This is a genomic window from Betaproteobacteria bacterium (assembly GCA_009377585.1).
Taxonomy (GTDB): Bacteria; Pseudomonadota; Gammaproteobacteria; order Burkholderiales; family WYBJ01; genus WYBJ01.
In genome coordinates this window covers 15,112-29,077 of the sequence record WHTS01000019.1, presented here as the reverse complement: position 1 = coordinate 29,077, position 13,966 = coordinate 15,112, and the positions used below count along the sequence as shown (strand labels likewise).

Below are 13,966 nucleotides of genomic sequence, written 5' to 3'. Positions count from 1 at the left end.
GTTCGGGCCTTCGGCCGTGGAAGCTTCACTACAACGTCATGCCGGAACGGGCGGCAACCGTGTGCATATCCTTGTCGCCACGCCCGGAGAGATTCACCAGCATGATGGCATCCTTCGGCAGCGTCGGCGCGAGCCTGGCCGCGTGCGCCAGCGCATGGCTCGATTCGAGCGCCGGAATGATACCTTCGAGCCGGCACAGCGCATGGAAGGCGGCGAGCGCCTCGACGTCGGTCGCGGCGACGTATTCGGCGCGCTGGCTGTCGCGCAGCCATGCGTGCTCGGGGCCGACGCCGGGGTAATCCAGCCCGGCCGAGATCGAATGCGTTTCCTGGATCTGGCCGTCGGCATCCTGCAATAGATACGTGCGGTTGCCGTGCAGAACCCCGGGCGTGCCGGCGCACAAGGTCGCCGCGTGCTTGCCGGTCTCGATGCCTTCGCCGGCGGCCTCGACTCCGATCAGCCGCACCGATGCTTCCGGGATATACGCGTGGAAGATGCCCATCGCATTGGAGCCGCCGCCGACGCAGGCGATCACCGCGTCCGGATGGCGGCCCGCGAGCGCCATCATCTGTGCCTTGCACTCGCGTCCGATGATGGCCTGGAAGTCGCGCACCATCATGGGATAGGGATGCGGACCCGCCACCGTGCCGATGATGTAGAACGTGGAGCTCACGTTGGTGACCCAGTCGCGCATCGCCTCGTTGAGCGCATCCTTCAGGGTCTTCGATCCGGACTCGACCGGGACCACCTCGGCGCCGAGCATCTTCATGCGCGCGACGTTGGCCGCCTGACGCTTCACGTCCTCGGAGCCCATGTAGACGATGCACTCCAGCCCGAAACGCGCCGCGACCGTGGCCGCGGCCACGCCGTGCATGCCGGCGCCGGTTTCGGCGATCACGCGCTTTTTCCCCATGCGACGGGCGAGCAGCGCCTGCCCGAGCACGTTGTTGATCTTGTGCGCGCCGGTATGGTTCAAGTCCTCGCGCTTCAGATAGAGCTGGGCGCCGCCATGATGATCGGACCAGCGGCGGGCGTGGTAGATGGGGCTTGGGCGACCGACGTAATGCTCGAGATCGTATTCGATCTCGGCCTGGAATTCGGGATCGGCAGCGCAACGGAAATACGCGTCCTTCAGCTCTTCCAGCGCCGCCATCAAGGTCTCGGCGACGAACACGCCGCCGTAGCGCCCGAAATGGCCCTTCTCGTCGGGAAGGTCATGCATCCGCACGTCGTACTCCTGCTATGAAGTCGCGGATCCGCTGCGGATCCTTGATGCCCTTGGCGGCCTCGACACCGCTGCTCACGTCCACCGCCCACGGCCTTAAGGCCCGCACTGCTGCGCCGACGTTCTGCGCAGTGAGCCCGCCGGAAAGCACGATCGGCAGGGGCAGGTTTGGCGGAACGAGACGCCAGTCGAAACGCGTTCCCGTGCCGCCATGCGTGCCGCTGACATAGGCATCGAGCAGCAGACCGCGCGCGCGCCCGAACCGGCGCGCGTATTCTAGCAAATCGACCTCGGGGCGCATGCGAACGGCCTTGAAGTACGGCCGGCCGAAGCGCCCGCAGAGCTCGGGCGCTTCGTCGCCGTGGAACTGCAGCAGGTCGAGCGGCACGCGCGCGAGCACGCGCTCGACTTCGGCAGCCGCGCGATCGACGAACAGGCCCACCGTGCTCACGAACGGCGGCAGCCTGGCGATGATCTCGCGCGCGCTGTCCGGGGCGATGTTGCGCGGGCTGGGCGCATGGAAGACGAACCCCAGCGCATCGGCGCCGGCCGCGCAGGCGGCAAGCGCATCCTCGGCGCGGGTGATGCCGCAAATCTTGATTCGGGTCGGCATTGCGATCAGGCCATGATCAGGGGCTCGCGCGCGCATGGCAGAGCCAGCCCCCAGGCACTATCGTACTCCACCGCGGTGAGATACAGCCCGTCGGGCGCGAAGGTGGGCGCCGCGGCCGAGCGCTCGCGACCCGCGAGCAGCTCGCCCAGCCATTGCGGCGAATGGCGGCCGTTGCCGACGTAGACGAGGCTGCCCACGATATTGCGCACCATGCGCTGCAGAAACGCATTGGCGGCGAAGCGCATGACGATCAGCTCGCCGCGGCGCTCGATATCCAGCCTGCGCAGCTCGCGCGAGGGCGATTGCGCCTGGCATTCGGCGGCGCGAAAGGCGCTGAAGTCGTGCACCCCGAGCAGCAGGCGGCTCGCTTCCTGCATGCGGCCGACATCGAGCGTGCGATGGAACCAGCCGACACGGCCGGCCGCAAGCCCCGGCCGCGAGGCGCGATCGAGCAGGAGGTAGGTATAGCCGCGGCCGGTGGCGGAGAAACGCGCATGGAATTGCGGCGCAACCGGCTGCGCCCACAGCACCGCGGCGCCGTCGTCGAGCGAGCTGTTGACGCCGCGCACCCATGCGCTGAGCGGGCGCTCGACCGGCGCGTCGAAGTGCACGACCTGCGCGGTCGCATGGACGCCGCTGTCGGTGCGTCCTGCCGCGGCAACACGCACGAACTGCCCGCAGATTTGAGCCAGCGAGCGCTCGAGCGCGTCCTGCACCCCGCAGCCGTCGGGCTGGCTTTGCCAGCCGCAGAAGCAGCGTCCGTCGTATTCGATTCCCAGGGCGACGCGCATGTGGGGAGAAGAAAATGCCCCCGTCGCAGGGGGCATCGTGTAGTGGCGAGCGGCGCCGAAAGATTCCGCCGGCCGATCTCAATCCAGCTTCGACAGCAGCTCGTTGGCTTCGGCCTGCTGCTGCGCGTCGCCTTCCTTGATCACCTCGGCCAGAATTTCGCGTGCGCCTTCCTTGTCGCCCATTTCCTGATACGCCTTGGCCAGGTCGAACTTGGTCTGGACGTCGTACCAGTGATCGTCGTGCGCGGGCGCGCCGGCAGCTTCGGACTTCTCGGCGCCGCCCAGATCGAGTGACACGGTGTCGAGCGCGAAATCGATGGTGGTGGTATCCGCCGGCTTGAACTCCGGCACGTCGAGCTTGATGTCGGTCGGCGGCACTACCATATCGGCCGTCGGCGGCGATTGGGCCGGAAGCTCGAAATCGAACGAGATGTCCGCGGTCGTATCGGCTGCCGTCACCGGCGGCATGGCGCTGCCCTGCGGAATGGTCGGCGCCGGAGCATCCAGCGAACCCAGGTCGATCTCGACGCCGAGATCGCGCGCCTGCGCCTGGTTCTCCGGCGAGATGATGACCGTCTGATCGAAAGCCGCCGCGGCGGCCGGTTCGATCTTCATGGTCTTACCGGGGTCGAACTCGAAGTCGATGACGTTCGAGTCGGTGGCGGTCTTCGGCAGGTCCAGGTTCAGATCGGTGATCGGGCCCGAACGCGCCGCCGGATCGAGCGTGATGTCGGTCTTGGGCGCGGTATGGGGGTCGGTCAGATCGATGTCGGGCACGATCGGATGCGTATCCGTGGCCGGTCTTGTGCTCACCGCACCTTCGGTGCGCAGCGCCTCCATGCGCTCGGGAGAGAGCGCCATGGTCTTCACCGTCGGGTCTTCGCCGGCGTCGAGCGGCAGGTCGGTGACGGTGGTCGGCGCGCCGGCCGCAGTGACCATGTCGAGGTCGAAATCGAGGTTGACATCGGTGGCCACCCCGACCGGCGAGGCGATGGTGCTGTCCTTGCCCGCCGCGTACAGAACATTGTCCGGATCGAGCGCGAAGCCCATGGTCGCGGCCTTGAGCCACGTATCGCCGCGGCCACGGCTCGACTTGTGCAGGTCCTCCGCCAAGGCGTTGAAATCATTCTTGCTCTTGCGCGCGGCGTAGATCTCCAGCAGCTTCAGCCTGATCTCCTGCCGGGTCGGATCCTTGGCGAGCGCCTCCTTCAGGATCTCCTCGGCCTGGGCGTCGCGACCGTACGCAATGTAGACGTCGGCTTCCTGGATGGGGTCGACGTCGTCCCCCGCCACGGCGGCTGCAGCCGCCGGCGCCGCCGGCATTTCTGTGGTCGCGTCCGCAATCGGCATGGCGGCTTCGGACGCCGCCGTCGGGCCCAAGGGCGCCGCGACCGGCGCGGTGCGCAAGCTCGGCTCTGCCGTCAGCCGATCGTCGCTGCGCCGGCGCCGCGCCATGACGTAGGCGAGCCCGCCCAGCAGACCGAGCCCCAGCAGCGCGCCGCCCAGCAGCGTCGGATCCTCGTACCATGCCTCGACCGGCGGGGGTGGCGGGGGCGGGGGCGGGGGCGGTTCGGCTTTCTTCGCCTCCGCCTTCGGTTGGGGCGCGGGCGGTGCGGCTTCAGGCTTCGCTTCGGTCAGCGGCGGTACGGCCGGTGCGGGCGCATCCGGCTTGGCGGCCTCGACTGGCGGCTGCGCGGGCTCGGGCTTCTCAGCGGGCGGCGCGACAGTGACCGGCGGCGGCACCGGGATGCTCTTCATCTCCAGCAGCCGCTGCATGTCCTTCAGCGTCTTTTCCAGCGAGGCGATGCGCTCGTTCGAATCCTTGAGCGTCTTCTCGCGCGCAGTGGCCTCTTCTTCCAGGACGCGGATGCGGTCCTGCAGGTCCTTGTCGGCCGCGCCGGGAGCCGCCTCCGGCGCGCCCTTGGAAACCTTGACGACCTCCTTGCCCGGCGGCGCGGCCGGCGCCGTCTCTTCCACCTTGGTCGTCACCTTGCCGGCTGCGGCGCGCGTGCCGGCCACCGGAGTCTCGGGAACAGCGCCGGCGACGCGCTGCCGGTACGCCTTCCAATCCGCGGTCTGGACACGGATCTCGTTGCCCGCTTCGGCGCTCGATACCTTGCCCAGCTCGGCCGCATCCGGAATGCGCAGGATGCGCCCCGTGCGCAGCAGGTTCATGTTGTTGCTGATGAACGCGTCCGGATTGCTGCGAAAGATACCCACCAGAACTTGATCCAGGCTCACGCCTTCGGGCTTCGCCCCGGTCGCGATCTTGCGCAGCGTATCGCCCGGCTGCACCGGCCCATAGGTACGCTCGCCGCTATCGACCGGACTCGCCGCTGCCCGAGCCGACGGGGCAGCCACGGGCGCTGCCAGCGCGGGCCGGTCAGCGGGAACCGCGCTCGGCGTCGCGACCTGGGTGCTGCCAAAACCGGGCGGGTCGACCAGTGCCGTGTACTCGCGCACCAGCCGGCCGGTACTCCAGGTGAGCTCGATCAGCAGATCGATGAACGGCTCTTCGATCGGGCGGCCGGACGTCACCCGGATGTATGCGCCGCCGCCGGGACGGCGTTCGACCGTTGCACGCGCGCCCACGAGCGCCGAGTTGTAGTTGATATTGGCGTTGCGATAGGCGTCGGGCGAAGCGACCCGCGCCGTCAGGGTTGAAAACTCATCGGGGCGCACCGAGACCAGCTCGACGTCCGCCCGCAGGGGCTGACCGATGGCCGAATGGAGCGTCAGTCTGCCGAGACCGGCGGCGTATCCGGCGGCGGGCGAAAGCCCCAAGGCCAGCGTGACCAACGAAGCAATTAACGATTTCTTGCCCACTCCCGCCACCCTGATCGTTTTTTGGCACATTTAAGCTAACATCATGGGGTTATCGATGCAAGCTAAGAGGCCCATTAAAGAATCGCCGCAAGCCCCGTAACGCATCGGAAGAATGATGCGCGTGGCGTAAACGCCACAGCTTGCCGGGCTTCGCCCGTTTCTCCCCTCTATTCCGCGTTTATGGCATCGGACCGGACCCGGTCCTTTTGCCCGCACCGGCCCCGGTCTTTTTGCTCGGACCGGCCTCGGTCCTTGCGCCGGAGCCGGGTTCCGGTCCGTGCCGCAACCGCACCTCATCGGGTGTGAAGCACCTCGAGCATGCGCCGCAGCGGCTCAGCCGCTCCCCAAAGCAATTGGTCGCCGACGGTGAACGCCGTCAGGTACTCCCCGCCCATCGGCAACTTGCGCAAGCGCCCCACCGGGATATCGAGCGAACCGCTGACGGCCGCGGGCGTGAGCTCATTGAGTGTCGCTGCCTTTTCGTTGGGCACGACCTTCACCCACTCGTTGCCGCCTGCAATGAGGCTTTCGATCTCCGGCAGCGGCAAATCGCGCCTGAGCTTGATGGTGAGCGCCTGGCTGTGGCAGCGCATGGTGCCGATACGGACGCAAATACCGTCCAGAATGACTTCGGAACCGTTGCGCTTGCCCAGGATCTTGTTCGCTTCCGCCTGCGCCTTCCACTCCTCGCGGCTCTGGCCGTTGCCGAGATCCTTGTCGATCCAGGGGAGCACGCTGCCCGCGAGCGGGTGCTCGAAATGCTGGCGCGGAAAGTCGGCACGGCGCATCGCGGCGTGCACCGTCTTGTCGATATCGAGAATACGGGCTGCCGGGTCGCCGAGCGCAGGCCGCGCAGCCTCGTGCAGCTCGCCCATCTGGTCGAGCAGTTCATGCATGTGCTGCGCGCCGGCTCCGGAAGCCGCCTGATAGGTCATGGCCGTAGCCCATTCCACCAGGTCTTCCTTGAACAGCCCCGCCAGACCCATCAGCATGAGGCTCACCGTGCAGTTGCCGCCGATGTAGTCGCGCCCGCCGGCGGCGAGCGCCTGGTCGATCACCGGCCGGTTGACCGGATCGAGCACGATCGTCGCATCGTCTTTCATCCGTAGCGGCGATGCGGCATCGATCCAGTAGCCCTTCCACCCGGCCGCTCGCAACCTGGGGTGGACTTCGCTGGTGTAATCGCCGCCCTGGCAGGAGACCAGCACCGGCAGCGCTTTGAGGCGCTCGATATCGTGAGCGTCGGCAACCGGGGCGACTGCGCGGTCGATGTCCGGTGGCTTCGGCAGGGGCCTGGACGTGCTGAAGAACACGGGCTCGATACGCCCGAAGTCGCCCGTCTCGCGCATGCGCTGCATCAGCACCGAGCCGACCATGCCGCGCCAGCCGATGAATCCCACGTCCGTTTTCATTGCCGTTCCATCTCTCGTCTCGCACCGGGCGCCGCTCAGGCGCGCAGCGCGGCGACCACCGCGTCGCCCATCTCCGCCGTGCCGACTTGACGCGCCTCGGCTTCATGGATATCGGCGGTGCGATAGCCTTGCTGCAACACCGTGCGCACCGCGCGCTCGATGCGCTCGGCGGCGTCCGTCCGATCGAACGTATAGCGTAGCATCATCGCCGCCGAAAGTATGGTGGCGAGCGGGTTGGCGGCGTTCTTGCCGGCGAGGTCGGGCGCCGAGCCGTGGATCGGTTCGTACAACCCTTTTCCGGCTGCATCCAGCGATGCCGAAGGCAGCATGCCGATCGAGCCGGTGAGCATCGACGCCTCGTCCGAGAGGATGTCGCCGAAGAGATTGCCGGTGACGATCACGTCGAACTGCTTCGGGTTGCGCACGAGCTGCATGGCGGCGTTGTCGACGTACATGTGGCTCAAGGCGACATCCGGGTAGCGCTTGGCCGTATCGGTCACGATATCGCGCCAGAACTGGCTGGTCTCGAGCACGTTCGCCTTGTCCACCGAGCAGAGCTTGCGGGCGCGCTTGCGCGCGAGCTCGAAGCCGAGCTCCGCGACGCGCCGGATCTCGCCCTCGGTATAGGTCATGGTATCGAAGCCTTCGCGCTCGCCACTGGGCAGCCGCCGCACCCCCCGCGGCTTGCCGAAATAGATGTCGCCGGTGAGCTCGCGCAAGATCAGGATGTCCAGCCCGGACACCACTTCCGGCCGCAGCGACGAAGCGCCCGCCAATTCCGGATACAGCAGCGCCGGGCGCAGGTTGGCGAACAGCTCCAGCTCGCGCCGCAGGCCGAGGATCGCCTGCTCGGGTCGTTTCTCGCGCGGCAGGCTGTCGTACTTCCAGTCTCCGACTGCGCCGAACAGGATCGCATCGGCCTTGCGCGCGAGCGCCAGCGTGGCGGCCGGCAGCGGCTCGCCGCTCGCGTCGTAGGCCGCACCGCCGACCGGCGCCTGCTCGAGCTCCAGCGGCAGACCGTCGAGCGCTTTCAGCACCTTGACCGCCTGGGCGACGATTTCGGGCCCGATTCCGTCGCCGGGAAGCAGCGCGATCTTCATCGCCTTGCCTGGATCGGCGTCACGCGAACAGCCACGGCTGCGCAGCCTCGTGCCTCGCTTCGAACGCGCGGATCTCGTCCGCGCGCTCGAGGGTGAGGCCGATTTCGTCCAGGCCGTTCAGCAGGCAGTGCTTGCGGAACGGATCGACGTCGAAACGCAGCTCCTGGCGCCCGGGGGTGGTGATGGTCTGGCTATCGAGGTCGACGGCAAGCCGATAGTTGGGTGTGGCCTGCGCCTCCTTGATGATCTGGTCGACCACTCTTGCGTCCAGGACGATCGCGAGCAGCCCGTTCTTGAAGCAATTGTTGAAGAAGATATCGGCGAAGCTCGGCGCGATGATGGTGGTGAAGCCGTAATCCTGCAGCGCCCACGGCGCGTGCTCGCGCGAGGAGCCGCAGCCGAAGTTCTCGCGCGCGACCAGCACCTGGGCGCCGCGATAGCGCGGCTGGTTCAGCACGAAATCGGGATTCAGCGGCCGCTTGCCGTTGTCCATGCCGGGCTCGCCGTGGTCCAGGTAGCGCCACTCGTCGAACAGGTTGGGGCCGAAGCCGCTGCGCCCGATCGCTTTCAGGAACTGCTTCGGAATGATGGCGTCGGTGTCGACGTTGGCGCGGTCGAGCGGTACGACCAGTCCTTCGCGCGATTGGTACTTGTCCATGCGATGTCCTCTATTGCAGCGTGCGCACGTCGACGAAGCGCCCGGCGACCGCAGCCGCCGCAGCCATGGCGGGGCTCACCAGATGGGTGCGCCCGCCCGCGCCCTGACGGCCCTCGAAGTTGCGATTCGAGGTGGACGCACAGCGCTCGCCGGACCCGATCTGGTCTTCGTTCATGCCCAGGCACATCGAGCAGCCCGGTTCGCGCCATTCGAATCCGGCTTCGACGAAAATCTTGTCCAGGCCCTCGGCCTCGGCCTGGCGCTTGACCAGCCCCGAGCCCGGCACCACCAGGGCGAGCTTCACCGAGCTTGCCACCTTGCGGCCACGCGCCACGGCCGCGGCCGCGCGCAGATCCTCGATGCGCGAATTGGTGCACGACCCGATGAAGACCTTGTCGATGGCGATCTCGGCGATCGGCGTGTTCGGCGCAAGGCCCATGTACTTGAGCGCGCGCTGCATCCACTCGCGCTGGGTCGGATCGGGCTCCTGCATAGGATCCGGCACCCGGCCGTCGATCGGCGCCACCATCTGCGGATTGGTGCCCCACGTCACCTGCGGCTGGATCGCGCCAGCATCGATCTCGACCACCTTGTCGAACTTCGCATCCGGGTCGCTCGTGAGCGTGCGCCAGTACGCGGCTGCCTTTTCCCACTGCTCGCCCTTGGGCGCGAACGGCCGCCCGCGCACGTATTCGATGGTCTTGTCGTCGACCGCAACCATGCCGGCGCGCGCGCCCGCCTCGATCGACATGTTGCACACGGTCATGCGCCCCTCCATGCTGAGCGCGCGGATCGCCGAGCCGCCGAACTCGATGGAATAGCCCGAGCCGCCCGCACTGCCGATCTTGCCGATGACGGCGAGGACGATGTCCTTGGCGGTGACGCCCGGGCCGGTCTCGCCTTCGACTTTGACGAGCATGATCTTGGTCTTCTTGGCCACCAGGCACTGGGTCGCGAGCACGTGCTCGACCTCGCTCGTGCCGATGCCGAATGCGAGACAGCCCAGCGCCCCGTGCGTGCTCGTGTGCGAGTCGCCGCAGACGATGGTCATGCCGGGCAGCGACGCCCCCAACTCGGGCCCGATCACGTGCACGATGCCCTGGCGCTGATCCAGAAAGGGGTAGTACGCCTTCGCGCCGTGCTCCTTGATGTTCTTGTCCAGGGTCACGACCTGCAGCTTGGCGATCTGATCGCGCATCCCGTCGAGCCCCTGGTCCCAGTCGCGCGTCGGGGTGTTGTGGTCGGCGGTGGCCACGACCGACTCGGTGCGCCAGACCTTGCGCCCGGCGAGCTTCAGCCCCTCGTAGGCCTGCGGGCTCGTCACCTCGTGCACGAGGTGACGGTCGATATAGATGAGAGCCGTGCCGTTGGCGTCCTGGCGGACGAGGTGGCTCTCCCAAAGCTTGTCGTAGAGTGTCTTGGCGCTCATGGCGATGACGGATGCGGGTGAAAGCAGGAAATTATGTCACAACTCATCCGGAGCCTGAACGTATCACCCCCTCCGCGGCCGCACGGCAGCGAGCAGCACCAGCCCTAGCAGCGCGCACAGCGCCGCGGCGCTGAAGGTCCAGCCGGCGCCCACGCGCTCCCAGGCCACGCCGCTGCCCAGGCCGCCGAGGGTCCCGCCCAGGCCGAAAGAGAGGCTGGAGTAAACGGCCTGGCCGCGCGAGGCGTTGGGTCCGCGAAAGAATTCCTGCACGCGCGCCAGCGCGGCGGAATGGAATACGCCGAAGGTGGCGGCGTGCAGCAGTTGCGCGAAAAAGAGCACGAGGGCCACGTCCGCGAACCAGGCGATCAGGACGAAGCGCAGCACCGCCAGCACGAAGCTCGCGGCCAGCAGGCGCTGCGCGCTGAAACTGCGGTACAGCCAGGGCAACGCGGCGAACACCGCGATCTCGGCGATCACGCCCACGCCCCACAACCAGCCGATCGCGGTTTTGCTGTAACCGTGAGCGACCAGGTGCAGGGAGAAGAAGGTGTAGTAAGGCCCGTGCGCCACGGCCATCATGAAGCAGGCGGCGATGAGCGCGATGACGTCGGCTCGCCGCAGCACGTTGCGGATCGGCTCGGCCGCGTGCTTCTCCTCCTCGTGCAAGCCGGGCTCGGGCACGGTCCAGGTCGAAATCAGGATGCCGACCATGGTCGCGCCCAGTATCCACAGCAGCACGACGATGGGGCTGCGATCGAGCAGCCAGCCCACGCCGATCACCGCGACGATGAAGCCGATCGAGCCCCATAGCCGGATGCGGCCATAGTAGCCGCTGCGCCCCGCCAGGTGGTCGAGCGTGGTCGTCTCCATGAGCGGCAGCGCCGCGCTCCAGAAGAAGCTCCACAGCGCCAGGCAGAGCGCGAGCCACGCGACCTGGGTGCCGGCGAACACGCCGGCAAACGTGATCGTGCCCACGAGGCCGGCGAGGCAGGTCACGCGCACGCGGCTGCGATAGCGATCGGCGAGATAGGCCCAGAGATGGGCGGCAACAATGCGCATGGCCTGCGGCAAGGCCAGCAGCAGACCGATCAGCGCCGCGCCGTAGCCCAGCGCATCGAGGTAGAGCGAGAAGTAAGGCGCGAACGCGCCAATGTAGGCGAAGTAGAAAAAGTAGAAGCCCGCCAGCCGCCAATACAGACTGCGGCTCACGGCACGGCGGCGCGCGAGCGCATCAGGCTTCGTCGGGCTCCGGGTTCTCCACCCGCTCGGCCGCGCGCAGTTGCGCGATCACCGCTTCCGGCGCGAGGCTCGCGATGCGCGGCGTGGCGCATTCGACGTCGGCGTTCTGCGCGCGGTGGCGCAGCGCGTGGTCCATGAGCGTGAGCGCGAGCATCGCTTCGGCGATCGGCGTGGCGCGGATGCCGACGCACGGATCGTGACGGCCGTGCGTTTCGATGCTCCCCGCCTGGCCCTGCTTGTCGATGGTCCGGCGCTCCAGGCGGATGCTCGAGGTCGGCTTGATCGCGATGCTGACCACGACATCCTGCCCGGTCGAAATGCCGCCGAGAATGCCGCCCGCATTGTTGGAGAGAAAACCCTCGGGCGACATCTCGTCCGAGTGCTCGGTGCCCTTCTGCGTCACCGCAGTGAAGCCGGCACCGATCTCCACGCCCTTGACCGCGTTGATGCTCATCATGTTGTAGGCGATGTCGGCATCGAGCTTGTCGTACACCGGCTCGCCCCAGCCGACCGGCACGTTGTGCGCGACCACGTTCACGCGCGCGCCGCACGAATCCCCCGATTTGCGCAGCCGGTCCATGAAGGCTTCGAGCTCGGCAACGACGGCTTCGTCGGCGACGAAGAACGGATTGCGATGCACCGTCTCCCAGTCCTTGAACGCGACCACGTTGGGCCCCAGCGCGGCGAGGTAGCCGCGTACGACGATGCCATAACGCTCGTTGAGCCACTTCTTCGCGATCGCGCCGGCGGCCACCCGCACCGCGGTCTCGCGCGCCGATTGCCGGCCGCCGCCGCGATAGTCGCGGATGCCGTACTTCTGCCAGTAGGTGTAGTCGGCGTGCCCGGGACGGAACAGATCCGCGATCTTGCTGTAGTCGCGACTGCGCGCATCGACGTTGCGGATGATGAGCCCGATCGGCGTGCCGGTGGTGCGGCCTTCGAACACGCCCGAGAGGATCTCGACGATGTCGTCCTCACGCCGCTGCGTGACGTGGCGCGAGGTGCCGGGTTTGCGCCGGTCCAGCTCTTTCTGGATGTCTTCGGGGCCGAGCGCCAGGCCGGGCGGACAGCCGTCGACCACGCATCCGATGGCCGGACCGTGGCTCTCGCCGAAGGAGGTCACGCAGAAGAGCCGACCGAGGGTATTGCCGGACATGCTAGAGGCCACTCGATGGAATCGGCGGAGCAGTTTAACATAGCGTCGAACCCCTGGAACCGACCGCATGCGCGAATATCTCGACCTGATGCGCCACGTGCTGGAGCACGGCAGCCGCAAGAGCGACCGCACCGGGACCGGCACCTTGAGCGTGTTCGGCCCGCAGCTGCGCTTCGATCTCGAGCGCGGCTTTCCGCTGCTCACGACCAAGCGCGTGCACCTGAAGTCCATCGTGCACGAGCTGCTCTGGTTCCTCGCCGGCGACACCAATATCGCTTATCTCAAGCAGCACGGCGTCACCATCTGGGACGAATGGGCCGACGGGCGCGGCGACCTGGGTCCGATCTACGGCCATCAATGGCGCTCCTGGCCCGCGCCCGACGGCCGCCACATCGACCAGATCGCACAGGTGCTGGCGGAGCTGAAGACCAACCCGGATTCGCGCCGCATGCTCGTCTCGGCCTGGAACGTGGCCGACCTGCCGCGGATGGCGCTGATGCCGTGCCATGCGCTGTTCCAGTTCTACGTGGCGGACGGGCGCCTTTCCTGCCAGCTCTATCAGCGCAGCGCCGATCTGTTCCTGGGCGTGCCGTTCAACATCGCCTCCTACGCATTGCTCACGTTGATGATCGCGCAGGTGTGCCGCTTGCGGCCGGGCGAATTCATCCATACCTGCGGCGACACCCATCTTTATCTGAACCATCTCGAGCAGGCGCGCGAACAGCTTGTACGCACGCCGCGCGCGCTGCCGCGCATGCGGCTCAATCCCGCAATCGACGATCTGTTCGCGTTCCGCTACCAGGATTTCGAGCTCGTCGGCTACGATCCGCATCCGGCCATCAAGGCGCCGGTCGCCGTCTAGCGAACGCGGACGATGGCAGCCGGGCAGCCGCGCATCTCGCTGATTGTGGCGATGAGCCGCAACCGCGTCATCGGCCGCAACAATGCTATTCCGTGGCGCATCCCGGCGGAGCTCGCTCGCTTCAAGCAGCTCACGATGGGCCATCACATCGTCATGGGGCGCAAGAGCTGGGAATCGATCGGGCGGCTGCTTCCCGGGCGCACCACGGTCATCGTCACGCGCAATCCGGACTTGCGCGTGCAGGGCGCGTTGATCGCCGCCTCGCTGCCGCAGGCGCTTGGCCTGGCTGCCCAGGACGAGGAAATCTTCGTCATCGGCGGCGCGGAGATTTTCCGCCTGGCACTGCCGCTGGCGCAGCGCATCTATCTCACCACGGTCGAGATCGACATCGAGGGCGACACCTTCATGCCGCACGTCGATCCGGCCGCGTGGCGCTGCGTGAGCAGCGAGTCGCATCCGCCGGACGCAACCAATCCGCTTGCGTGGGTGCTCGAAATCTACCACCGCGTAGCCGGCACGGAGCACGTCGTGTGAGACGCTTCCTGGCCGCTGTCCTGCTGGCTGCCGTCGCCATGCACTGCCCCGCGCCGGCGGCGCAGCAGACGATCGGTGCCGAGGTGCTGCGCGAACGCGATGAAGGGCTGCGCGAACGCGC

At 67.4% G+C, this 13,966-nt stretch carries 12 protein-coding genes; 2 read left to right on the top strand and 10 right to left on the bottom strand.

Annotated elements, in window-relative coordinates:
• Window positions 1-28: 28 nt before the first annotated feature.
• The 10 genes from trpB to aroC all read right to left on the bottom strand — a co-directional run bounded on the left by trpB (window position 29) and on the right by aroC (window position 12,449).
• Window positions 29-1,222 carry a tryptophan synthase subunit beta gene (trpB, locus tag GEV05_08905; GenBank protein MPZ43506.1) on the bottom strand — a complete coding sequence of 398 codons (1,194 nt, stop codon included), beginning with the start codon at window positions 1,220-1,222 and terminating at the stop codon, window positions 29-31.
• Window positions 1,215-1,838 carry a phosphoribosylanthranilate isomerase gene (locus GEV05_08900; GenBank protein MPZ43505.1) on the bottom strand — a complete coding sequence of 208 codons (624 nt, stop codon included), beginning with the start codon at window positions 1,836-1,838 and terminating at the stop codon, window positions 1,215-1,217. Before GEV05_08900 ends, trpB begins: the two co-directional genes overlap by 8 nt.
• Window positions 1,839-1,843: 5 nt before the next feature.
• A complete protein-coding gene (gene truA, locus GEV05_08895; GenBank protein MPZ43504.1) occupies window positions 1,844-2,629 on the bottom strand; it encodes a tRNA pseudouridine(38-40) synthase TruA in 786 nt (261 codons plus the stop codon).
• Window positions 2,630-2,707: 78 nt separating this feature from the next.
• Window positions 2,708-5,485, bottom strand: coding sequence for a hypothetical protein (locus tag GEV05_08890; GenBank protein ID MPZ43503.1), 2,778 nt, complete (start codon window positions 5,483-5,485; stop codon window positions 2,708-2,710).
• A gap of 263 nt (window positions 5,486-5,748) precedes the next feature.
• Window positions 5,749-6,867 carry an aspartate-semialdehyde dehydrogenase gene (gene asd / locus GEV05_08885; GenBank protein MPZ43502.1) on the bottom strand — a complete coding sequence of 373 codons (1,119 nt, stop codon included), beginning with the start codon at window positions 6,865-6,867 and terminating at the stop codon, window positions 5,749-5,751.
• 35 nt (window positions 6,868-6,902) lie between these two features.
• On the bottom strand, window positions 6,903-7,967 hold the full coding sequence (gene leuB, locus GEV05_08880; GenBank protein ID MPZ43501.1) for a 3-isopropylmalate dehydrogenase: 1,065 nt from the start codon (window positions 7,965-7,967) through the stop codon (window positions 6,903-6,905).
• A 19-nt stretch (window positions 7,968-7,986) separates the two neighbouring features.
• Entirely contained in the window at window positions 7,987-8,625 is a 639-nt protein-coding gene (gene leuD / locus GEV05_08875; protein MPZ43500.1) for a 3-isopropylmalate dehydratase small subunit, read from the bottom strand.
• A 10-nt stretch (window positions 8,626-8,635) separates the two neighbouring features.
• Window positions 8,636-10,054, bottom strand: a complete 1,419-nt coding sequence (gene leuC / locus GEV05_08870) for a 3-isopropylmalate dehydratase large subunit (protein ID MPZ43499.1) — start codon at window positions 10,052-10,054, stop codon at window positions 8,636-8,638.
• Between the two features lie 63 nt (window positions 10,055-10,117).
• Entirely contained in the window at window positions 10,118-11,263 is a 1,146-nt protein-coding gene (locus tag GEV05_08865) for an MFS transporter (protein ID MPZ43498.1), read from the bottom strand.
• A 22-nt stretch (window positions 11,264-11,285) separates the two neighbouring features.
• Entirely contained in the window at window positions 11,286-12,449 is a 1,164-nt protein-coding gene (aroC, locus tag GEV05_08860) for a chorismate synthase (protein ID MPZ43497.1), read from the bottom strand.
• A 67-nt stretch (window positions 12,450-12,516) separates the two neighbouring features.
• On the opposite strand from aroC, the gene GEV05_08855 reads away from it, so the two are divergent.
• Together GEV05_08855 and GEV05_08850 are read left to right on the top strand one after the other, a co-directional pair.
• Window positions 12,517-13,311 (top strand): thymidylate synthase, encoded by a 795-nt coding sequence (locus GEV05_08855; GenBank protein ID MPZ43496.1) that lies wholly within the window; start codon window positions 12,517-12,519, stop codon window positions 13,309-13,311.
• 12 nt (window positions 13,312-13,323) lie between these two features.
• On the top strand, window positions 13,324-13,845 hold the full coding sequence (locus tag GEV05_08850) for a dihydrofolate reductase (protein MPZ43495.1): 522 nt from the start codon (window positions 13,324-13,326) through the stop codon (window positions 13,843-13,845).
• Window positions 13,846-13,966: the final 121 nt, after the last annotated feature.